The sequence below is a fragment of the Pseudomonas sp. NUPR-001 genome, from assembly GCF_052147955.1.
Lineage (GTDB): Bacteria > Pseudomonadota > Gammaproteobacteria > Pseudomonadales > Pseudomonadaceae > Aquipseudomonas.
This window is the reverse complement of sequence record NZ_CP197353.1, coordinates 2,976,055-2,998,073: the sequence shown is the minus strand read 5'-3', so window position 1 is coordinate 2,998,073 and position 22,019 is coordinate 2,976,055. Positions and strand designations below refer to the sequence as shown.

Here is a 22,019-nt window from a genome sequence, read left to right as displayed (position 1 = left end):
GCGGGCTTGCCCCGCGATTGCGGTGTGTCAGGCAGATCGCTATCGCGGGGCAAGCTGAACTGGTCAAGTAATCCTGGACACCCGTTAAGGTTTACGCCGCCAGCTTCTCTGCCTCGACCGGCGACCGGTATCCGTTGTAGCTGTGAGGCCTAGTGGTGTTGTAGCGGGTGATAAAGCGCTGCACATCCATTCGGGCCTCATGCTCCGAGTCGTAGCCATCTTCGGGTACCCACTCAGATTTCAGGCTTCCAAAAAACCGCTCCATCGGGGCGTTGTCCCAGCACTCGCCTTTACGGCTCATGCTCTGCCGGTGCCCATGCTCGCGCAGCTCATTTCTGAACTTGTGGCTGGTGTACTGACAGCCTTGGTCAGAGTGAAATAGCACACCCTTGGGGCGTCCGCGCAGCTCGGTTGCCATGCGTAAGGCCGCGCAGGTCAGTTCAGCATCCGAGATCATCGAGAACGACCAGCCGACAATCCGCCGTGCAAACAAGTCCAAGACAGCCGCGAAGTACAGCCAGCGCTTACCAGCCTTGATGTACGTTACATCTCCGCACCAGACCTCATTTGTCGCCCGCACATCGAATTGCCGTTTGAGCTCGTGCGGTGCGGTCAGGGCTTCAACGCCTGAAGATTTGTATTTGTGGCGTCTGCGTTGACGGCTGCTGATCCCAGCTTCTTGCATCAGGCGGCGCGCCTTGAAGCGGCCGACTGGGTGTCCACTGGCTTGCAGCATCTTGGCCAAGGTGCGCGAACCTGCCGCCCCTCTCGACTCACGATGATGTCTGATCAACTGGGCCTTGAGTTTTTCCCGTCCGGGGTAACGCCGGTCCTTACGCTGGCGCCAGCAGTAGAAACTGCTGCGGCTGACCCCAAGCACCCGACAACACTCATTAACGCCGTATTGCTCACCCAGCTCATCGATCAACGCGAGTGATCTTTGGCGTCCAAAAGCAGGAGAGCGCTGGCCTTTTTTAGGATTTCGATATCCCGGTCTTTCTGCTTGAGCAGGGCTTTGAGCCGTTGGATTTCCTGCTGGTCTGCCGTTATTGCCTTGGCACCCACAGGGGTTAAGCCTTGACGCTCCTGGCGCAGTTGATCGACCCAACGACGCAACGCTGTAGGGCCAATGCCTAAACTGGCACAGACCTGTGGAACTGATTGGCCTTCGTCCAGCACCATGCTGGCCGCCTGTAGCTTGAAGTCACTCGAGTAAGAATTACGCATATCCAAACACCTCAGGTTTGGGCGCCATCATAGCGCCCGATTGAGGTGTCCAGGATCATTAGGCCAGTTCAAGCCCGCTCCCACTAGAGCGTGGCCATATCAATGACAAAGCGGTATTTCACATCGTTGGCCTGCATGCGTTCGAAGGCCAGATTGATGTCCTGGATGCCGATCATTTCGCAGGTCGGCAGCACCTGGTGCTCGGCACAGAAATCCAGCAGTTCCTGAGTGTCCTGCAGGCCGCCGATCAGTGAACCGGTAATCGAGCGGTTGTTGATCATCAATAACGCGCCATGAATGGGCTCCAGCGGCTCGATCGCCCCGACCAGCACCAAGGTGCCGTTACGTCCCAGCAGCATCAAGTAAGGGTTGAGGTTGTGGCGGGTGGGGATGGTGTCGAGGATGAAGTCGAAGGCTGACGCCGCGCCTTTCATTGCTTGCGCATCGCTGGACAGCAGCACGTGGCGGGCACCCAGAGCACGGGCATCGTCGGCCTTGCCGGGCGAGCTGGTGATGACCGTGACCTCGGCACCCAGCGCTGCCGCCAGCTTGACGGCCATATGCCCCAGGCCGCCTAGGCCCACCACTGCGACTTTCATCCCGGCACCAACATTGTGGCGGCGCAGAGGCGTCCATACGGTGATACCCGCGCACAGCAGCGGGCCGGTAAAGCGTGGGTCGAGCGTTGCCGGTACCCGCAGAACAAAGTCTTCGCGCACCACGATGTGTTCGGCGTAACCACCGAAGGTCGTTTCGCCACTAAGGCGGTCTTTACCGTTGTAGGTCGGCGTCATGCTGCTGCACAGCTGCTCCTGGTGCGCGTGGCAGGGCGCACAGTGCTGACAACTGTCGACCATGCAGCCCACTGCCACACGGTCACCGATCTTGTAGCGGGTGACCGCGCTGCCGATAGCGGTGACATGGCCGACGATTTCATGCCCAGGCACACAGGGAAAACGTGTGCTGCCCCAGTCGTTGTGGGCGTAGTGCAGGTCTGAATGGCAGACACCGCAGTAGTCGATGGTGATGGCGACATCATCGTTGCGCAGGGCCCGGCGTTCAAAACGTAGTGGGGTAAGGGGGGCATGGGCTTCATGTGCGGCGTAGCCAAGGCAGGTGGTCATGAGCGTTTCCTCAGGTAGGCAAAGAAAGCGCCCCGCCGCGGCTGACGGCGGGGCGGGTTCAGGGTCAGATGGAAGGGCGCAGCCAGGGCGCCGCTGTGGTGTGCGGTGAAGCGATCTGGTTGGAAACCCACTTGCCCATGCGCCGCATGGGTTCGATGGCGTCCTGCGGGGCGGCGAATTTCATCGCCGCGGCGTACCCCAGCGAGACGATACGTTGGGCGCCGTGCAGCGGCAGGCGGTCTTTGAGCTCATCCTTGATCGACTCCGGATAAACGCCGACGGTCTGGGTATAGGCATCAACCGCATTCATCATCTCGTCCAGGCTTTCCACCGGCACCAGGTTGGCGGTACGGTCATCCAGACGGGCTGCGAAGGAGACCGCTTCGGGCAACTGCGAGCAAATGATCGCGCCTTCACCGTCTTTGCCGCCAATCACCTGGTACCACTCGTCATCCAGACGCAGTGCGTCGACTTCCGCTCTGAGCGCCGGGTCATAACGCTTGGGCGCCGTGCTCAGGGTATTGGGCAACGCCAGCATCGCGTCGTACACATAGCGGCCGAAGGTATTGAGGGTTGCCAGGCCCGCCTCATCGGTGCCGCTTTGCACGTAGACCACACGGGCGCAAACACAGCCTTTCTGGTTCAGCGCACCGATGTCAGCCGCCAGGCGTACTGCGGCTTCACGCATGGAGGCCTCGCTGTTGAAGGTGTCGCGGCCGATGATGCTGGCACTGCGTTTGGGGTCCAGCGAAATCAGCTCCAGCCCCGGCTGGATGTACTGGGTGACGTGCTTCATCGCGGCGTAACCGCCCCAGGCAACGATCTTCTCCAGGTTCTGCGGCTGGTACAGGCGTTGCTCGAGGGCCTGGTCTCCGCCTTTCCAATAGGCCACGCTCAGGTGCTTGGTCAGGGGATGGTCGGGCGCCATATCGACCATGGTGCGAGCGATGGCCAAGGCCGTGAACGGGTCGTTGGACGGCGCCTTGATAATCGCGTCACTGCGCAAGACCATGTTGCGGATGATGGTCCATAACGACAGCGCCACGGCATTACCGGCCACAATGTGCAAGGTACGCGCACCGAAGCAGCGCACTTCCAGCTCGGTACCATCGAGCAGCCGCTGCGACACCCAACCTTCCAGGTACTTGATGCCCACTGTGCTCTCCACCATCTCGCTGATGAAGTCTCGGGACAGCAGGTGCTGTAGCCCCATGTAGGACATCTTGACGATACTGGGGGTGGACGAGGAGGTCTGGTAGGACAGCTCACAGGCTTGCTGCAGATAGGGGTTGTGATCGAAATGCAGGCGCTCGCCAAGCGCCTCGGCATAGTCGAGGATGTCGTCGAAACTCAGGGCGTACAGGTCGGCCAGGCGGGCCGGATTGCCCAACGGCAGGCGTTCGATGTAGCAGTGCACGTCCGGGGTCAGGAAGGTCAGGTCGCCACCACGTCCACCGACTTCGATCAGGTTGTCGGTGATGACTTCGCCACGGATGATCAGCGGTGCAATAGGGTGGTTCATGATTAGCCCTCAAGGTTGTTCAAAAAGTCCATGGCTTCGCGGTGCGACCCTTCGGTTGCGGCGCAGGTGATCTTGTCGTCGCCGCCATTTTTTTCGCTGTAGCGTTGGATAGGGCCAGCCACGTAGGCGCCTGGGCGTCCGCACGGGCAAGGCGCATCCCATTCGATGGTCAATTCGTCGCCGGTAATGAAACCGCCCCAGCGGGTTTGCGCACCGAGGTCGAAGAACGCTGCCCGGCCGGTTACGCGGCCGGTGCGCGGCAGCGGTTTACTGGTCTGCGGGTCGAGCAGGTAGGTGATCACGGTCGGCGCCAGGTGAAAGTGATCGTGCTCGCAGCGCATGTGCGAACCACCCACCACCTCCGACATGGCATAGGTTTCGTGCAGCGTCTTGGCGCCGGTGAAACGCAACACGTCCTCGCGCCAGCCTTCTGGTTGCACCACGCCCTTGGCCCCGCCGGTGGTGGTGATATAGGAATCGGCGTGGAATACCCCCTCCAGCCCTTTGTTCAGCCCGGCTTTGGCCATGTTGTGCAGCAGGTTCCAGGTGGCGCCGACGTAGACACGCTTGCCGCTGAGCTGGGTGGTCATCTGTTCGAAGAACCGCGCCAGATGCTGCGGCATATCGGCCTGCAAGCGCTCGAACTCAGCCTTCTTGCTGTGCAGCGCCGGGGAAACCTGCAGGCGGTCGAGGGTGCCATTGGCATGCGCGGCGCGCACCCGTGCGCCCAGGTGCAAGACGTCACTGGACAGGGTGGCCGGGTAGGCGGGGTGGAAGTGCGCCTCATCCGCCAGCAAGGTAGTGATCAGAAATTCGCTAGCGCGAACATGGCTCAGGTAGCCCTTGCGGTAGTACGGATAGACCGCGTGCAGGGAAGGCTGTGGGCTATTCGGACCTTCCATGTTCCAGGCAAATAGCCGGCGCACCTCGAAGGCCTTCTCGAACTCGCGTACACCGTGCGGCAGAAAGGACAGGGTGCCCGAGGTGCCCGAAGTATGACTGATGCGCAGCCCCGGTACGGCTTTGTCCATGCTGTCGAACCAGTCGTCCAGCCCCTGGCACTGGCTGACGTCTGCAGCCAGGATCGCGGCGCCGACGTCCGGTGTCACCAGTTTCGCCAGCCACTTGTTGATGGCCGTGAAGTTCTTCTTCTCCAGCAAGGACGGCGGGTAGGACTTGTATACGGTATGTTCGAACAGCAGCGGCACCACGTCGTCGAGGGTCTCGATTCGCGCTACACCTTCAGCGTCGGCGAGTTTTTTCAGCATCGGGATACGTTCACGTAGCTCGGCGAAGCGCTGCTTCAGCCCGGCCAGCTGAAGCGCCTCGATTTCGCCGCGTGACTGACGTCCCCAGTTGTGGTGGGAGTGGTCGGCCAGGGCCGCAGGGTCGTTTAGCAGTTGTTGGAGTTGTTGTTCTGCACTGGACATTGTCGGACTCGCTGAGGAAGGTGAAAACCGGCGATAGCACCGGTGATCTACAGGGCCTGTGGTCAGGCTGTTGGCGCAGTATAAGGACGGAAAAGGCCCGGAACACTCCGCATTCCGACACCAGAATTCATCTGTAAGCTGTTGATGTAAAAGGTAAATATATAGCTGCCCTAAGGGCTGTCCGGAATTGGGCCAGCAGCACCGGCACGCCGTTACCCCCCTCGCACGGAGTGGGGAGCAGCTCCTGCGAACGTGATTAAGGTGCGGCTATAGGCTTCAGGCGCTAAGGAGAGAGTTGATGTCGAAAGCCAGCCCAGGCAGAGATGATGTAGACAATGTGCTGCGACGCCTGCGCTTCCCTGCGCGGCCCCGTAAGGAGCCCCGTCAGGCGCGCTCGATCGCCATGGTCAATGCCCTGCGTGAGACCGGCCGCAAAATTCTTGAAGAGCAAGGCCGCCAGGCCCTGACGCTATTCAACCTGTCGGAGCGCTCCGGCGTCGCCAGCAGTTCGATCTACGAGTACTTTCCGAGCATGGACGCGCTGGTCGCGGTAATTTTTGACGACCTGCGCCAGGAGTCGCGTACGCAGCTGATTACCGGGCTGGCCACGCTGCCGGACACGGCGCGCTTGCTCGATGGCTTGCTGTTCAGCATCAGGCTTGGCCTGAAGGCGCATCACAAGCGCCTGCAACTGGCCGCCGAATTCTCTGTGCGATCGGCTCAATACGATGAATTGGTACGCCTGGACCTGGTGGAGGCGCAGCATGTCTGGACCGCCAGTGTCGCACCGGCCTTGCTCAAGCGCTTTCCCGAAGAAGTGTGCGTGCAAAGCGTTGAGAAGGCGTTGTTCCTGGCCTTCCAGGCGCTCCTGGCGTTGCCACGGGCGATCGTTGTCGAGCGGCCTGACTACCTGGCCGAGGATGACACCGCGCAACTGCTGGCGCACATGATCTATGCGCTGCTTACCGCACCTGTCGCCCGCAACTGTTGATAACCAGAACGCTGAACCGCTAGCGGATCAATTCGCCAATACTGCCCTGTAAGGTGCCTTTGCCATGCGTTTGAACATTGTGTCCAGCCTGATGCTGGTTCCTTTAATGACCTGCACCACGCTCTACGCCGACAACCCAACGATCACCCCCAAGCCCGCCAGTGCCAGTACCGCTGCTCATAACGCAGCGGTATTGGCCACGTTGCCATTTGCCGACCGCAGCGATTTCGAGATGGCCAGCAAGGGCTTGGTAGCGGCCTTCGAGGGTGACATCAAGGACGCCAACGGCGCGATACTGCGAAGCAGTACGGTGTATGACTTCCTCAATGCCGAGGAGGCGCCCGCGACCGTCAATCCGAGCCTGTGGCGCCAGGCGCAGTTGAACGCGCACGTCGGTCTGTTCCAGGTCAGCGAACGTATTTACCAGCTGCGTGGATTCGACCTGGCGAACATGACCGTCATAGAGGGAGACACCGGGCTGATCGTCATCGACCCGCTGACATTCACCGAAACGGCCCGAGCTGCGCTCGACTTCTACTATCAGCACCGGCCTAAGAAACCGGTACGCGCGGTGCTCTATAGCCACAGCCATTTCGACCACTTTGGTGGCGTACGCGGCGTTATCGACGAGGCGGATGTCAAGGCAGGGAACGTGCAGGTCATCGCGCCTGCCGGGTTTATGGAGGAGGCCGTCAGCGAGAACCTGCTCGCGGGAACCGCCATGTTGCGCCGCTCGCAGTACCAGGCGGGCAGTCTGGTGCCCAGAGACGAGCGTGGCCAGTTAGACACTGGAATCGGCAAGGTCGGCAGTGGCAGTGGCACGATTGGCTTGATTGCGCCGACGCTGCTGGTGAAAGCCGCCTTTGAGCGTCATCGCATCGACGGGGTCGACATTGAGTTTCAACTGACGCCCGGTACTGAAGCACCGGCCGAGATGAACCTATATCTGCCACAGTTCAACGCCCTGGGCATGTCAGAAAACACCTCACATACCATGCACAACATCCTCACCCCGCGTGGTGCCCAGGTGCGCGATGCCAAAGGCTGGAGCCAGTACCTGGATGAGAGCCTGGCCCGCTACGGTGACAAGGCCCAGGTGCTGTTTACCCAACACAACTGGCCGACCTGGGGCGCGGCGAACATCCGCACAGTGCTGGCCGATCAGCGCGATATGTACGCCTACTTGAATGACCGTACCCTGCACCTGCTCAACCAGGGCCTGTCGCCGCTGGAGATAGCCGCAGACATGCAGAAACTGCCAGGTGAGCTGGAGCACAAATGGCACACACGCGGCTACTATGGCACGCTGAGCTTCAACGCTCGGGCGGTGTACCAGCGTTACCTGGGCTTCTATGACGCCAACCCGGCCAACCTTGACCCGCTGCCACCGCAAGAGAGCGGCAAGCACTATGTCGAGGCCATGGGCGGCAGCGCCAAGGTGTTGGAGCTGATGAACGCGGCCATGAGCAAGGGCGATTACCGCTGGGCGGCGCAACTGGGTAACCACCTGGTCTTTGCCGAGCCAGACAACGCCGCTGCCCGTGCCTTGCAAGCCGACGCCCTGGAGCAGATGGGCTACCAGGCGGAAAGTGCCTTATGGCGCAACATGTACCTGACCGGCGCCCAGGAGCTGCGCAAGGGTACGCCAGCGGCGGCTACAGCCAAGAGCGCTGTTGACATGATCCGCGCCCTCGAGCCGGGCATGTTCTTCGACTTCCTGGCCGTGCGGCTCGACAGCGAGAAGGCTGTTGGCCATGACATGACCCTCAACTGGTCGTTCACCGACCTCGATCAGCCATTCGCGTTGACCTTGCGCAATGGCGTACTGACCCAACGTCCAGGTGTTGCGCATGACAAACCCGATGTGACGGTACGCATGAGCAAGGCCACGCTGGACCGCATTGGCATGCGTCAGCTCGACATGGCGACCGCCATCCGCCAGGGGGATGTGCGCATCGAAGGCGACCAGCAGAAGCTGGCCACTCTCATGACCTCGCTCACCACCTTCCAGCCGACCTTTAACATTGTCACCCCTTGAAGGGGTGACTGTACTGCCTGCTGAATCAGCATTGACCACAGCTGCATGCCAAAATTGTATGCAAAAAATCCGTCAATCTGTTGTCGCACAGTAGGCACAGCTGTATATTCCCGCGCCATTGATGGCATAAGGCCACTCTTCCTTCGCCGACGCAGTGCGCGTCGGCACTTCTCTTACCGTGTGAAACCGGACCCGTCCGGGTATCGCCCGGTAATGATTTTTTCAAGCAGTGGCAATAGAAGGGTTAAAAGGATGTTCAACGCAGTGGTGAAGGTGTTGGCTGATATCAGCGTGCGGTCGAAACTGACCCTGGGTTTTGCGCTGGTGTTGTTACTGACCGTGGTGGTTGCAGGCATTGGTTGGGCCGGGCTGAGCGAGCTCGGCGAACGCAGTGCCAAGCTCAGCAGCATCGCCAGCATCAACGAAGTTGCACGCGACATGCGCATTGCGCGCCTGAACTACACGGTGTCGCCGGGTGCTGCGCAGGCAGCGCAGATGGTCAAAGTGACCGATGATCTCAACGATCAGCTCGATACGCTCGCCAAGCAATTCACCGATGCTGGCGATCAGCGTTCGATCGAGCAGGCGGACGCTGCGGTGCAGCGCTACCGCGAGCACTTTCAGAATTACGCCCAGGCCCTTGAGGCGCGCAACGAAACCCAGGCTAATCAAGCCCTGGAAGTGCTGGACAGCGCGCTGAAAAGCCTGCTGGACGCCTCGGGGCAGCTGTCGCTTAGCCAGTCGACAAAGCGTGACACTGAAGTGCAGTCGTCGCTCCAGCGCCTGGTCTTTACCGCCGTGTTGGCGCTGGTGCTTGGTGTCTTGGCCGCTTGGTTGATCACCCGCTTGATCGTGCAGCCGCTGCAGGTTGCCTTGCAGAGCGCCGAACGGGTGGCCAACGGCAACCTGAGCCAGGACATCCAGGTGAATCGGCGTGACGAACTGGGCGCGTTGCAGACCAGCATGCAGCGTATGACCGAGAACCTGCGCGACCTGATCGGCAGCTTGCGCGACGGCGTGGTGCAGATTGCAACGGCCGCCGAAGAGCTGTCGGCGGTCACCGAACAGACCAGTGCAGGCGTCAACAGCCAGAAGGTCGAGACCGATCAGGTGGCAACGGCCATGAACCAGATGGCTGCGACCGTGCAGGAAGTCGCGCGCAGCGCTGAACAGGCGTCGAATGCGGCAGTCAATGCCGGCCTCGAAGCGCGCGAAAGCGATACCGTGGTCAACCAGGCCATCGAGCAAATCACCCATCTGGACACTGAGGTGGGGCATTCGACCGACGCCATGGCCGAGCTCAAGCGTGAGAGCGACAAGATCGGTACGGTACTGGATGTGATCAAGTCGGTCGCCCAGCAAACCAACCTGCTGGCCCTGAACGCGGCCATTGAAGCAGCACGTGCCGGTGAGGCCGGGCGTGGTTTTGCGGTGGTTGCCGATGAAGTGCGCAGCCTGGCGCAACGCACCCAGACCTCCACCGAAGAGATCGAGGAACTGATTGGTGGCTTGCACCGTGGCACCCAGCAGGTGGGCGACATCCTCGAACGCAGCCGCGCATTGACCAGCAACAGTGTTGAGTTGACGCGCCGAGCAGGCACGTCGCTGCTGAACATCACCCGTTCGGTGGCCACCATCGAATCGATGAACCTGCAGATCGCCACTGCATCGGAGCAACAGACCGCAGTAGCCGAGGAAATCAACCGCAGCGTGCTCAACGTACGCGACGTGTCCGAGCAAACCGCAGCGGCCAGTGAGGAAACCGCGGCCTCCAGTATCGAACTGGCCCGTTTGGGTGTGCACCTGCAGGCGCTGGTGGGCAAATTCAAGCTGTGATTGGCCCGCTACCCAGGCCGTTGGCCAACGGCCTGGGTCGGCGTTATGCTGAATCGACAATCCCTCGGGATGTTGATCATGTACCGGATAATGCTGTTACTCGCGGCCAGCCTGGTGGCTGGCTGTCAGGCGCCGCTACCCAAGGCAGACCCACAGATGGCCTGGGTCGATTTCTCTACGCCATTTCCCAACGACCGCTTGCTGCTGGCTGAGCGCCTGGACAAACAGCGCCTGCGTGACGGACGTTTTTTCCAGGTGACGCCCGGCAGCCACGAGTTGGTGGTGCGCTTCGACTACGAAGTCACCGGCGGCGGGGGTATGAGCATGATGGGCGGTACGACCGTGCGCACCTGCTACCTGACCCTCAACTACGCCCATTTCAGTGCAGGCCAACGCTACGTGCTTGAAGGCCGTTCGATGGCGATGACCCCTGAAGCGCACTTGTACAACGCCAAGCGCGAAATCGTTGCACAGGTCAGTGACTACTATTGCCTGATGTGAGGGCCAGCAGATTTCGCTCAAGTGAGGCGGCTGGTATCGACCTCATGCTCGTCTTCAAAGGCCATGAACAGTTGCAGATCAAGCACGTCCAGCTTGATTCGGGCAATAAACGCAGAAAACGCCAGGTTCGCAGCAAGGCGCCGCAGGTCGCTAGCCCAGGCCGGAATATAAGTAGGCCCCTGCAACCAGCCGGACTCAAACAGCGGCGCCAGGTGCAGGGTATCGCCCAGGCTCAGGCGTCCGGCAAACAGATGCCCCACCAGTTCCGGACGGTTGTCGCGGATCGCCACGCGCAACAGGGTGTGCACACCGAGCAGCCCGGTCAGGTAGGCGGCATCTTTGGTAAACGCCGACCCACCGCGCACAGTGGCGCCGCGAAAAATGCGCTGGGTTGAACGGAACGACTCTTCCTCTGACTGACCGGCGTTGAGAAACCCCTCAAACACCTGGATGAAGTCGGCGCCATCCAGTGCTTGCTGCACCGCGAGCACCCGCAAGGCCAGGCGCCGCAGGCGGTTGATGTCCATGCTGCCGGTCAGCAGCTCGGCCAGCGTGGCTATACCTTCCTGGGTCTGGGTGGTGCGGGGTGCGCCCAAGGCCAGGCATTTGAGGTTGGGCTGGCGCGCACCGTTCTGCGCGGTGGCCACATGCACGAAGGCTTCATGCTGCAGCAATTGCTGCTTGTCCAGCTCGGTGAACAAAGCGCTGGCACGCAGGCGAATGCGGCTTGTCCCGGCAATTGCCTTGGCGGCCAGATCAGGGTCAAGCTTGATGCTGATCTGGCCTGGGCCAAAAAAGCGGTCCAGCTCTGGTTGCAGCCAGGCGGCAAACTCACTGGCCGGGATCTGCGCCGGGCTTGGAGCGATATGGCTGCCGCCGAGCAGGGCATCGGTGGTTTTCAGAAAGAAATGCGCGGCGTCGAGCATGCTCAGCTTCTGCCGCGGGTAGTAGAAGTCCGGGCGCCGGTACAGTGCCGAAGAATATTGGGTAAACGCCGGGGTCCCCATGGCCCCCAACATACGCCCGGCCGTGGCGTAGCTGTGAGCAGTCCTGGCGAGGAAGTGACCGGCCGGATGGCCTTGGTCGCACTGTGCGACAAAGCTGTCCAGCGCCGCGATGTCGGCGCCGTGCTCGCGCGGGCTGAACTCGACCTTGGGTAACTGCGCCTTGCCGCTGCGCCATTGAGCCAGAAACACCTCTTCGACACCGTCCGGCCATGCCAGCGCGTCGAGTACGCGGATTTTGCGGGTTAAACCGGGCAACGCGGCATCGAGTTCAGACAGCGACAGGGCACTCATGGCAGTCACCTTGAGAGTGGTCGATCCATCGCTCTAGCGTAGTCCTTGTCAGACCCGCCTGAGGCTCCAGGCAACTGATGTCACGATGAAAATTGCTGTGGGTGCAAAACCGGTGTTTCAATGGGCGGTCCGCTTTGCCACTCATGCCAGAGCAGGGCGATCACAAAGGACTGGATCATGCTGTTCAGAGGGATACACCGGCTGCTGCTGGTGCTGCAATGGATCATCGGTGCTGCGGGATTTTTCCTGCCAGCGCTGATCCTCGGTGAAAGCATCGATGTCGGCTTGCAGCCGTTCTCCGCCATGTTCATGGCCTTCATCCTCGGGGTTCTCAGCCTCTGCGTACACGAAGGCGGGCATTACCTGGGCGCTAGATACGCTGGCATGACGGTGCTTTCGGTGCGGGTGCTGGCCGTGGAGCTGCAACCGTTGCAGCACGGCTGGAAGTTGCGCTGGTCGCGTCACGCCAAAGGTCAGCCACTGGGCGGCTATGTCATGGCGGTGCACGCGTCGCAGCAGCCAATGCGCCAGGCAATGCTGGTGTTCACCCTGGCTGGGCCAGTACTCAACCTGTTCGTGGCGGGAGTGTGCCTGGCACTTTCGTCGCTGTTTATTGGTGAGTTCGCAGCGCTATTGTTGGCGCTAGGGGTGTGCAACCTGAGCACCGGGCTGGCCAACCTGATCCCCACGGTCAGCCCGGGCCGTGTCAGCGATGGCGCGGGATTTCTGGCGTGGCTCAGCAAACCGGATGAACAGGGGCCGGCACTGGCCAATGCGCGGTTGCTGGCACTGACCGTTGCGGGTACGCAAGCTGAGGATTTGCCTGAAGTCGATCTTGAGCAACTGAGCGCCGAACCGCTGCCCGCGTCCTTGACTGCGCTGGGCTTTCGCCTGTATGCCCGGCAGAATCTGGCGGATTGGGGCGCTGCGGTGGCGCTCGGCAATGAGTTGCAGGCACTGTTGGCAGCGCCTCCTGCTGCGTTGCGGCAAAGCATGGTTTTGCTGTCGATTGTACGGGCGGAGCTGACATTTTCGCGGGCGATGCTTGAGTGCGATGCCCGCGAGTTGAATGACTTCTTGTTCCACGCGCCAATCGACTGGTACGCCCCCAGTTTCCGGCCGCGTTGTCTGGCGCTGCGCGCTGCGCTTGCCGGTGACACCGAGCGCTCGGCGCACTTTGTGCAGCAAGCCGCGGACCTGGCGGCTAACAGCCAGGATCGCTCCCAGCGCCTGCGCGAACAACGACTGGCCGGTTACATCCAGGCATTGCTCACGGCGTCTGCAGACTCGCCAGCGCGGCCCGACCCTGCGCCGACAGCTGCGGTTCCAGCTGCTTCCAACTGAACGCCAGATCGACATCACATCCGTCACCGGTAGGTTGATTGGCCAGGCGCATGCCCTGGGAATCGAAGCTCAGGTCGTAATTGTCGTAGCTGGCAACATCGGGGCAGTCGGCATCTGCCTCTGCCTGGGTTTGCAGCCAGGTGGCGAAGGTTTTGGGCAGTTTTACATGCCCGGAGTAAGGGCTGTACCACTGGAAATCAGCACCGACCCAGGTCCACGGATCGACGGATTCGCCAGTTTGCAGATTCCAGGTGTGCAGGCCCCAACTGATGCCATTGCGGCCAAAGCCTGCCGTCCAGCGGTAAAACCTGACGGTGATCCACTGCGATGACCAATAGGTGGGTTCCACACTGATCTCACTCGTCGTCGCAGCGCCATCGCGGCCCAGGTATTCACGGCGCTCGATGAAAAACTGTTGCTGGTCCTCTGGGCTGACGGCCAGCCGTGCCAGTTGCTGGTTGATCTTGTCGATAGCCGGGGTATCGCCCGCCAACCTGATGGTGACCTGGGCGCCTTGGGTTCTGAGCTGATAGGCGTGCTCGTCGAAGGTTTTTTTCTCTACCTTGACGGGCAGCGGTGCTGCCTCCATGGGCGCGTTATAGGCGTCACCACCACAGCCTTCAGCACTTGCGCGGGTCAATGCCAAGGGCAGGGGGTTGGCGCCTGCCGCTTTGCGCCAGGTGCCACTCAGCGTTTTGCCGTTCACCGCTTGCAGATCCCAGAGCCCGGTGTTGCCTTCTTCGCTCCAGACGCCACCGGTTTGTTCCCGGGTTAGCTGGATCGGTGTAAGAAAGCGCTGGTAGTAATAGCTGCCGTTGCTGTCGGGAGCGGTGTTGAAACAGGCGGTGATTGCAGACTTGCCGAGCGTGCCTTTCCAGACGCCGGCGAGGTCGGTGGGCGCGGCACTGGCATAGGTAGAAGTGCAGGCGAGTACCAGGGCGGCCAAGGGTTTGCGCATGAGGATCGGACTTCCAGTTGTCTGACGGGCGCTCATCATAGCTGATGGTGCTCTTTCGCGGCGCAAGGCCGCTCCTACCGGGGATCACTGTAGGAGCGGCCTTGCGCCGCGAAAACAATGGCCAGCTGATCATTGTGCTCAGTTCTGGTTCTGGCAATTTATTCCAGCAACGCGGTACTCCAGAATATTTAGTTCTCCACTGGAGTCTTCATAAGTCATTTGCGCAGGCATCACATTGCAATTCTTTTTAGTCGAAGTAACGTTGATAACTTTATCAATATCCAACTTGGTTCCATAACGATAGTGAGTAACTTCCGGTGGGTTCTTACCTCTGGCCGCTGCAAGCTCACGCATTGCCTGCTCGTTTGCCTGAATCATCTTTCCGTGCACGGGATCAGTACTACCGTCTGCCGTCGCGAAAGATGAAGTGCTCAGGACCAGTATGGCGCTAATAGCGATCAATGATTTCATGGCGCATCACTCCAGTGGGTGTGATGCAAGAATAAAATGCCATGCCTGTCATTCTAATGATGCACAGATTACATCGACGACATGTCAGCCACACGACGCTCGAAGTGGTTGCCAAGCGAACTTTTTCAACATGACGGATTTGTAGTATTGGCGTAATCCCTGTGGCAGGAAACCGGGCATAGCATCAGTTTGCCAACCCACTACAGTGAGGTTTCATCATGAACGGTTCACCTGTGCAATTACTGATCACCGCACTTATCTTTAGCGCCACCACTCAAGCCGTAGCGAATCCGTCCGCCAGTGACGCCGACATTGGCCAACAGACTCAAGCAACGCCTGCAACACGCAGCGTTTTCATCAAGATGGACGACATTCGCTACGGTCAGAAGTCGATTGATGTAACGCCTGGCGAGACGGTCCGTTTTATAGTGAAGAACGAAGGGGCGCTGATGCATGAATTCAACATCGGCAAGGCTACTGCGCAGCTGGAACATCAGCGCGAGATGGCGGCGCTTTTCAAAGACGGCACACTGACGCCGACGGGCAAGGCGAAATCGATTGTCTGGCGCGAGTACTTCACCGCGCCGAGCGATATGGACCCGCCGCGCTATCCAGAGGTGATTGAAGCCAGGCATGACGATCCTAACGCCATCCTTGTTGAACCCGGCACTACCAAAGAGTTTGTCTGGACCTTCGCCGATGCCTCCAGCCTGAACTTCGCTTGCACCTTGCCGGGCCATTATCAGGCCGGAATGGTGGGTGAATTTGTCATGCGTTGAGCTGAGCGTTGCGATCCGCAGCGCTGTTTTAGCAATCGGTGCCTGATATCAACTGGCGGTGTATTCGAGCGAGTGTGGAGACTGCGCGTGCGGGTGGCCTCGGTGAGTCGCTGGAGATTTGAGTGGAATAGACAACGCGAGTGAGATGTTCAACTGCGTGCCTGGACAATGAACAGGGCTGAAATAGTCGGGCGGAGTACAAATGTACTCCGCCTGTGTAATTCGGCTACCAGTCGGTGATAGAAGATCCAGAGTGATGGCTTATAGCCACGAAGGCCATGTACGATCCACGCTTTGTCATAGACATGGATAGCCGCTAATGGAGCTTATAGCGTTAATCGCAGGCATTACCGCCTGTGTGTTTCTGGTGCAAAGCATCAGGGCAAAGGGAATGATCAGCCAGCTGAAAACTGAGCTTGGAGCCAGGCAGAACGATCTGAAGGCTACAGAAGAAGAGGTCACTGCACTCCGGCAGCAATTAGCACGAGAGGTGAAGGAGCTGGAGCGCTTCAAGGACATCCTGGACGCAGAAGCGGAAGCCGCTCGCATCCTGGATGAAACCCGAGCAGAACGTACCCAGCTACTGCACCAGGCCCAAGCTAAAGTCAGTGAGGCGGAGATCCGACTGAAACAGGCTATTGCAAATGCAGAAACGCAGAGCGGTCAGATCCTCGGCAAGACCAGATTGGAACGTGAGCAACTGTTGCAACAGGCTCAGCTTAAGGTCAGCCAGGCTGAAGAACGATTGCAGCAGGCCGTTGTAGACGCAGCGAAAATTGTTGCCGATGCCCAGATTCGTGCTGAACAAGTAGCGGGGGATGCCTTGGCCGCTATGGGTAAAGCCAAGCACTACACTGATGCCGCCCAGGCTATGAAGAACGTTGTGGAAGGGTATGGCGACGCTTACATCGTTCCGACCTACAACCTGCTGGACGACCTGGCAGAGGAATTTGGCTTCACCGAGGCCGGCCAGAAGCTCAAAGCGGCCCGGGAGTTCTCTCGTCTGATGATCAAGACGGGTAGAGCTGCAGCATGTGATTACGTGGAGGCGAATCGACGTGACACTGCTGTGCGCTTTGTGGTGGACGCATTTAACGGCAAAGTCGACTCAATTCTTTCCCGTACCAAGTCCGACAATCACGGCAAGCTTGAACAGGAGATCCGTGATGCTGCTGCGTTGGTCAATCTCAACGGAGCCCCGTTCCGCAATGCCCGGATTAATGAAGAGTACTTGGCCTCCCGCCTGGAGGAGTTGCGTTGGGCAGTGACTGCTAAGCTGCTCAAAGATCAGGAACGTGAAGAGCAACGCCAGTTGCGTGAGCAAATCCGCGAGGAAGAAAAAGCTCGCCGGGAATATGAGCGAGCGATCAAGGAAGCAGCCAAAGAAGAGGCCACCTTGCGCAAAGCGCTGGAGAAAGCTCAGGAGCAGGTTGCCGCCGCCAGCGCCGCTGAACGAGCAGAGTTCGAGGCTCGACTGGCGCTTCTACAAGTGCAATTGCAGGCCGCTGAGGACAAGAATCAGCGCGCTCTTTCCATGGCTCAGCAGACGCGTGCAGGTCATGTCTATGTCATTTCCAACATTGGTTCCTTCGGTGAGCAAGTGTTCAAGATCGGCATGACCCGCCGCCTTGAACCGCTGGATCGGGTGCGTGAACTCGGTGACGCAAGTGTTCCGTTCGAGTTCGACATCCACGCCATGATCTTCAGCGACGATGCCCCTGGGCTTGAGAAAAAGCTTCACCGTCACTTCCTGCGAGAGCAGGTGAACAAGGTCAACCCACGCAAGGAGTTCTTCCGCATTGGCCTGCCGGCGATACGTGAAGAGCTCGAACAGTTGGGTGTTGAAACACAATGGACGATGAGCGCTAAGGCACTTGAGTTCAAAGAGACGCAGCGTATCGAGCAGCAGATTACCGAGAACCCGGCCATTGCCGCAGAGTGGACGCGCCATCAGCTTGAAGTAGAAGAAGCTATCGAGCAGTCCGAGGAAGAGGCTCTGGTTTCAGCGTAAACACCGTTGCCGACGAGGCGTCGAGCCACAGCCACCAGCCGAAACGCTGGGCGAAGGGCTAGGCGCCAATGCTCATTTGCAGGCAGTACCATAGCCGTCACGCTGAGTCGGACAGGTTTACTCCCGAACAGACGTTGCGCCGCTGGGCACCGCCGCTACTGGCAGCGCTTGCAGTGCATCGGCAAGGAAATCCACAAACACCCGGACTTTCTGCGATACATGCCGATGGCTGGCGTACAAGGCATAGATCGAACGCCGCGGCATGGACTGCTCTGGGAGTAATTGCAGCAACTGGCCGCTGTCGAGCAACGGCTGGGCGATGAACGAGGGCAGGGCGCCGATGCCCAGGCCAGCCAGCAGCATGTCGCTCAGCATCAGGCTGTTGTCTACTGCAAGGCGCACAGGCAATTCCAGACGGCTATTGCCTTGTGGGCCTTGTAACTGCCAGCTGCCGGGATGTTCTGCCAGACGATAGGCCAGGCAACTGTGGTCACGCAGGTCGTCGACGCGCTGCGGCGTGCCGTTGGCCTGCAGGTAAGCTGGCGCCGCGCAGATCACTTGGGCAATGTCCCCCAGGCGTCTGGCGACCAGCGATGAGTCCGGCAAGTGGCTGCGAATCCGCAGCGAAACATCAAAGCCCTCGCTGACCACGTCCAACAGGCGATCATCGAGGGTGAGCTCGACCTTCAGTTGCGGGTAGCGCTGCATGAACGCCACCAGAATCGGCGACAGTACCTTGAGGCCAAACGACAACGGCGCGTTGACCCGAAGGCACCCGCTGGGCTCGCTGGAACCGCTCTGGGTCGCACGTTCCAGAGCGTCCAGCTCATCGAGTAAGTGGCAGCATTCGCTGAAGTACGCCTGACCGGCCTCGGACAGGCTCATGCGCCGGGTGGTGCGCAGCAGCAACAGGCTGCCCAGGCGTTCCTCCAGCTGTCGCACTTGCTTGCTCACCGCCGCAGTAGATTGCCCCAGGTCGACAGCCGCCAGACTGAAGCTGCCGCGCTCAACCACGCGGCGAAAGGTACGCATGGCCAGCAATACATCCATATATTTTCTCCTGGGTTGAATATCAATTAACCAAACGCCTGATTATCTATGATTTAGCAGCCAATACCATGAGTGCTCCCCCTTTTAGGAGCTATCTCATGCAGCAGCGATCGTGGATCAAAAACCTTACCGGGCTGGCCGTCTTGTCGGTGCTCGGCTCACTGTACAGTGCCGGCGCGCTGGCCAAGCCCGACGTGGGTATCAGCCCCTGGGGCGAGAAAGACGAAATAGGGCGCCTGAACCTGATGACCCCGCAGTCGCAGGCTGCGATCATGGCCCGGGTCAACGGCGCCCAGGCCTATGACCTGGCGGTGGAGTACTTTGTCGGCATGCCCAGCTGGCAAGCCGCAGGCGACCCGCCTTACCAGATGTGGATGACCCACACTCCACACGGCAACGTCATCGCCGACCCGATGAAAGTCGGCGAGCCGATGAACCAGCACGTCAGCTACAGCGGCTCGGCAGTGTCGATGTACGCCCACATGGGCACCCATATCGACGCACTCAACCACTTTGGACTCAACGGTAAAATCTGGAACGGCTTTCGTGCCGACCAGCACCTGGGAGACCGTGGCTGGAACGTCACCGGTGCAGAGAAACTGCCACCGATCATCGCTCGCGGGGTCATGATTGATGTCGCGGTGGCCAAGGGCCTGGAGCAACTGGCGGATAACTACCGCGTCACCCGCAGCGATTTGCAGCAGGCGTTGGCCAAGCAACAGGTGGTGCTGGAGAAAGGCGATGTCGTGCTGATCCGTACCGGGCGCATGCGTGACTATGAAAACGCCCAGGCGTACATGGCCAACCCACCGGGTTTAAGCCTGGATGCGGCGAAATTCCTGGTCGAGGAGAGCGGGGCGATGGTGGTCGGCGCTGATAACCTGAGTTTCGAGACGTTCCCGTCGGAAGTCGAAGGCAACTACCTGCCGGTGCACACCTACCTGTTGGCCATGCAGGGCGCGCCGATCATCGAACTGGTGAACCTGGAAGGTTTGTCCAAGGACCGGGTTTATCAGTTCGCCTTTGTCGGCGCTTCGTTGAAACTGCGCGGAGCGGATGCGGCGCCGATGCGGCCGATGGCGTTGCCGGTGCGCTGAAACTGAGGCAGGGCAATTTTAAAAGAGAACGCCTGCTTAATCTGAATGATTAAACAGGCGCCCCCTCATTTACGCTGAAGTGAAGTTAGCTCAGCGAGCAATCAGCTTTGGCAGAAACGGATACGGTTACCGAACGGATCGTAGACTTCCAGAAGTTTGCCCCAATCCTGCTCGACAATGTCTGGCCGTCCAAAACCGTAGCGTTTGCTGATCAGTTCGTCGCGAAACAGCTCAATGTTGTGCATGGGAACGAAAAGGGTCGTTCCCGGACTTGCGTCGCCATGATGCTCGGAAAGGTGGATCTGCAGACTGTCGCGGCTGAGCCCCAGATACAGGGGAAGATCAGCTTCGAAACGGTGTTCGAACTCGACGCTGAAGCCAAGAAAATCGAGATAAAACTCTCTTGCCTTCGCTTCATCGAACATTCGCAGTATCGGTATGGCTTTTTTCAGCGTGACGGCAGGGGCCGTCGATTCGTGAGGAAGCACGGCTGAAGCGGTATTCCAATCCTTGTATCCCAGCTGCTGGGCCACCATTTCAAGCGCAGCGCTATGGGATAACTCGTGATTGCGGGCCTCAAGTGAGGTACGCAGACGCTTGGCCATCCGCTTGGCGTTTTCGATTGTCGACATCATTGCTCCTGGAGTCGAAGCTTCTTGGTGCTCGCGTTGCCAAACCTCGACTATCAAGAGAGATGCGAAAGGGTCTGGAGTACATATGCTTTCACCTTCCTTATCGGTGCGAGCGGCAGGCAGCATAAGCCTGCGCTGATACTACACAGTCAGGGGATTCGACGAAACCAGGTCGTTGCCGAAATTGACGATTCAGCCCCGCCAACTAGTCTACTTTCTGGTTTCCAGCTTCGACGCTATGGCGTTTGGATACGTCTTTCTACTCTGTGCCACCGGAGGGTTCCGCATGGCCTCATCACGTAAATTACTGTTGTGTGTCCTACCTTTCTGCCTAGTGCTGGGCCATGGGGCACAGGCAGCACCAGCGGATCTGCTGCTGTCCACACCCGCAACCCCCGACAATGTGCAGAAAGGCTTGCAGGCCGATGGCTACAGCCTGGCCATCTCGGCCTACAACTGGGGCTACCCGCTGGTGCGCATGGAACGTGTCGCACGCGAGTACACCACGGTGCCTTCGCCCAAACCCAAGACCAGCTACCGCGCCGAGCTGAACCAGATCGGCTGGGCCACCGAGCTGGCCTCTCCGGCGGCGAAGGACATGCCGACGGCCAATAATGACACCTACTACATGAGCGCAGTGGTGAACCTCACCGAGCCCTACGTGCTCACCGTACCCGACACCCACGACCGCTATTACGTGGTCGACGTCTTCAACATGTGGCAGGAGCTGGAGCATTACATCGGGCGTCGCACCACGGGTACCAAGGCCGGCAAGTTCGTTCTGGTGCCACCGGGCTGGAAGGGCTCGCTACCTGAGGATGCCAAGCGCCTGGACGTTTCCACCTCGAAGGTCTGGCTCTGGGGCCGCTTGCACGTCAAGCAAGGTGAGAACGCCGCACCGGTGCTGGCGCTGCAAAAGCAGTTCAACCTTGTGCCCTTGAGTGGCAAACCCGCCAAGGACTCCACCTTGCCGCCCCTGCCGACAACCGGGGCCGATGAGCTGGGTTTCTTCACCGAGCTGGCCGCAGCGCTCCAGCACAATCCGGTTAAACCGGCGGACGCCGCACTGTTCGCGCAATTCTCCCGTATCGGCCTGACTGAAAAAAGCTTTGACCCTGGCAAACTCGACCCGGCCACCCGCAAAGGGCTGACCGAGGGCCTGAAAGACGCGCCCTACGTGGCCATTGCCTCGTTGGCCAGCACCTCGTCGATCCGCAGTGGCTGGAACTGGGTGACCGGCCTGGACAGCTTCGGCTACAACTACCCGCTGCGGGCCATGGTCGCCGGGCCTTACCTGGGTGGGCAGGGCGAGCACGAAGCGATGTACCCCATCCGCTTTACCGACAGCAACAACCAGCCGCTGGTTGGCAGTAACCGGTACGAGGTGAAACTGGCCTCGGCGCCGCCAGTGGGCGCGTTCTGGTCGCTGACGATGTACGACGCCAGCGACAAGATGCTGGTCGACAACGAACTGGCTCGCTACAAGGTCGGCACCGACACGCCAGGCCTTACGGTGGCCAAGGACGGCTCGATCACCATGCCGATTTCCCATGCCAAGCCCCAAGGTGACAACGCGGCCAACTGGCTTCCCGCCCCGCAAGGCGGCTTCTACGTGATTCTGCGGCTATACCAACCTTCGCAAGCGATCCTTTCTGGCGAATGGGTAATGCCACAACTGACCAAAGTTGAGTGACCTCAGACGCATTTAGG

18 protein-coding genes are annotated in these 22,019 nt (G+C 59.8%); 9 read left to right on the top strand and 9 right to left on the bottom strand.

Going from position 1 to position 22,019, the window contains the following annotated elements; all coding sequences use genetic code 11:
• Positions 1-91 precede the first annotated feature (91 nt).
• The 4 genes from ACP6KB_RS13460 to ACP6KB_RS13445 all read right to left on the bottom strand — a co-directional run bounded on the left by ACP6KB_RS13460 (position 92) and on the right by ACP6KB_RS13445 (position 5,303).
• A protein-coding gene (locus ACP6KB_RS13460; protein WP_442108379.1) for an IS3 family transposase occupies positions 92-1,227 on the bottom strand; the annotation gives its coding sequence in 2 pieces (ribosomal slippage) (positions 92-954 and positions 954-1,227; 1,137 coding nt in all).
• An 83-nt stretch (positions 1,228-1,310) separates the two neighbouring features.
• Positions 1,311-2,351 (bottom strand): NAD(P)-dependent alcohol dehydrogenase, encoded by a 1,041-nt coding sequence (locus ACP6KB_RS13455; RefSeq protein ID WP_442114212.1) that lies wholly within the window; start codon positions 2,349-2,351, stop codon positions 1,311-1,313.
• 64 nt (positions 2,352-2,415) lie between these two features.
• A complete protein-coding gene (locus ACP6KB_RS13450; RefSeq protein WP_442114211.1) occupies positions 2,416-3,873 on the bottom strand; it encodes an acyl-CoA reductase in 1,458 nt (485 codons plus the stop codon).
• A 2-nt stretch (positions 3,874-3,875) separates the two neighbouring features.
• Positions 3,876-5,303 carry a hypothetical protein gene (locus ACP6KB_RS13445; RefSeq protein WP_442114210.1) on the bottom strand — a complete coding sequence of 476 codons (1,428 nt, stop codon included), beginning with the start codon at positions 5,301-5,303 and terminating at the stop codon, positions 3,876-3,878.
• Between the two features lie 298 nt (positions 5,304-5,601).
• Here ACP6KB_RS13445 and ACP6KB_RS13440 point away from each other — a divergent pair, with 298 nt between their 5' ends.
• From ACP6KB_RS13440 to ACP6KB_RS13425, 4 genes are all read left to right on the top strand, one after another.
• The gene (locus ACP6KB_RS13440; RefSeq protein ID WP_442114209.1) at positions 5,602-6,294 is read left to right on the top strand and encodes a TetR/AcrR family transcriptional regulator; all 693 of its coding nucleotides are present in this window, start codon (positions 5,602-5,604) and stop codon (positions 6,292-6,294) included.
• Positions 6,295-6,385: 91 nt separating this feature from the next.
• Positions 6,386-8,332: an alkyl/aryl-sulfatase gene (locus tag ACP6KB_RS13435; protein ID WP_442114303.1), complete on the top strand. Its 1,947-nt coding sequence runs from the start codon at positions 6,386-6,388 to the stop codon at positions 8,330-8,332.
• A 252-nt stretch (positions 8,333-8,584) separates the two neighbouring features.
• Complete coding sequence (locus tag ACP6KB_RS13430; RefSeq protein ID WP_442114208.1) at positions 8,585-10,168, top strand: methyl-accepting chemotaxis protein; 1,584 nt, start codon at positions 8,585-8,587, stop codon at positions 10,166-10,168.
• 78 nt (positions 10,169-10,246) lie between these two features.
• Positions 10,247-10,669, top strand: coding sequence for a PA0061/PA0062 family lipoprotein (locus ACP6KB_RS13425; RefSeq protein ID WP_442114207.1), 423 nt, complete (start codon positions 10,247-10,249; stop codon positions 10,667-10,669).
• A gap of 17 nt (positions 10,670-10,686) precedes the next feature.
• Here the strand turns inward: ACP6KB_RS13425 and ACP6KB_RS13420 are convergent, their stop codons facing one another.
• On the bottom strand, positions 10,687-11,967 hold the full coding sequence (locus tag ACP6KB_RS13420; RefSeq protein WP_442114206.1) for a flavohemoglobin expression-modulating QEGLA motif protein: 1,281 nt from the start codon (positions 11,965-11,967) through the stop codon (positions 10,687-10,689).
• A gap of 177 nt (positions 11,968-12,144) precedes the next feature.
• On the opposite strand from ACP6KB_RS13420, the gene ACP6KB_RS13415 reads away from it, so the two are divergent.
• Positions 12,145-13,311, top strand: coding sequence for a M50 family metallopeptidase (locus ACP6KB_RS13415; protein ID WP_442114205.1), 1,167 nt, complete (start codon positions 12,145-12,147; stop codon positions 13,309-13,311).
• On the opposite strand, the gene ACP6KB_RS13410 is transcribed toward ACP6KB_RS13415, so the two are convergent.
• Together ACP6KB_RS13410 and ACP6KB_RS13405 are read right to left on the bottom strand one after the other, a co-directional pair.
• Positions 13,238-14,269: a hypothetical protein gene (locus ACP6KB_RS13410; RefSeq protein ID WP_442114204.1), complete on the bottom strand. Its 1,032-nt coding sequence runs from the start codon at positions 14,267-14,269 to the stop codon at positions 13,238-13,240. The genes ACP6KB_RS13415 and ACP6KB_RS13410 overlap by 74 nt on opposite strands.
• Positions 14,270-14,407: 138 nt before the next feature.
• Positions 14,408-14,740, bottom strand: coding sequence for a DUF2790 domain-containing protein (locus tag ACP6KB_RS13405; RefSeq protein ID WP_442114203.1), 333 nt, complete (start codon positions 14,738-14,740; stop codon positions 14,408-14,410).
• A gap of 218 nt (positions 14,741-14,958) precedes the next feature.
• On the opposite strand from ACP6KB_RS13405, the gene ACP6KB_RS13400 reads away from it, so the two are divergent.
• Together ACP6KB_RS13400 and ACP6KB_RS13395 are read left to right on the top strand one after the other, a co-directional pair.
• The gene (locus ACP6KB_RS13400) at positions 14,959-15,519 is read left to right on the top strand and encodes a cupredoxin domain-containing protein (protein WP_442114202.1); all 561 of its coding nucleotides are present in this window, start codon (positions 14,959-14,961) and stop codon (positions 15,517-15,519) included.
• A 319-nt stretch (positions 15,520-15,838) separates the two neighbouring features.
• Entirely contained in the window at positions 15,839-17,530 is a 1,692-nt protein-coding gene (locus tag ACP6KB_RS13395) for a DUF4041 domain-containing protein (protein ID WP_442114201.1), read from the top strand.
• Between the two features lie 117 nt (positions 17,531-17,647).
• On the opposite strand, the gene ACP6KB_RS13390 is transcribed toward ACP6KB_RS13395, so the two are convergent.
• Positions 17,648-18,580 (bottom strand): LysR family transcriptional regulator, encoded by a 933-nt coding sequence (locus ACP6KB_RS13390; RefSeq protein ID WP_442114200.1) that lies wholly within the window; start codon positions 18,578-18,580, stop codon positions 17,648-17,650.
• 98 nt (positions 18,581-18,678) lie between these two features.
• On the opposite strand from ACP6KB_RS13390, the gene ACP6KB_RS13385 reads away from it, so the two are divergent.
• Positions 18,679-19,677, top strand: a complete 999-nt coding sequence (locus tag ACP6KB_RS13385; RefSeq protein ID WP_442114199.1) for a cyclase family protein — start codon at positions 18,679-18,681, stop codon at positions 19,675-19,677.
• Positions 19,678-19,778: 101 nt separating this feature from the next.
• Here ACP6KB_RS13385 and ACP6KB_RS13380 read toward each other — a convergent pair whose 3' ends face one another.
• The gene (locus tag ACP6KB_RS13380; RefSeq protein ID WP_442114198.1) at positions 19,779-20,309 is read right to left on the bottom strand and encodes a glyoxalase superfamily protein; all 531 of its coding nucleotides are present in this window, start codon (positions 20,307-20,309) and stop codon (positions 19,779-19,781) included.
• A gap of 286 nt (positions 20,310-20,595) precedes the next feature.
• Between ACP6KB_RS13380 and ACP6KB_RS13375 the strand changes: the two genes are divergently transcribed.
• Positions 20,596-22,002, top strand: coding sequence for a DUF1254 domain-containing protein (locus ACP6KB_RS13375; protein WP_442114197.1), 1,407 nt, complete (start codon positions 20,596-20,598; stop codon positions 22,000-22,002).
• The last annotated feature ends 17 nt before the right edge of the window (positions 22,003-22,019 follow it).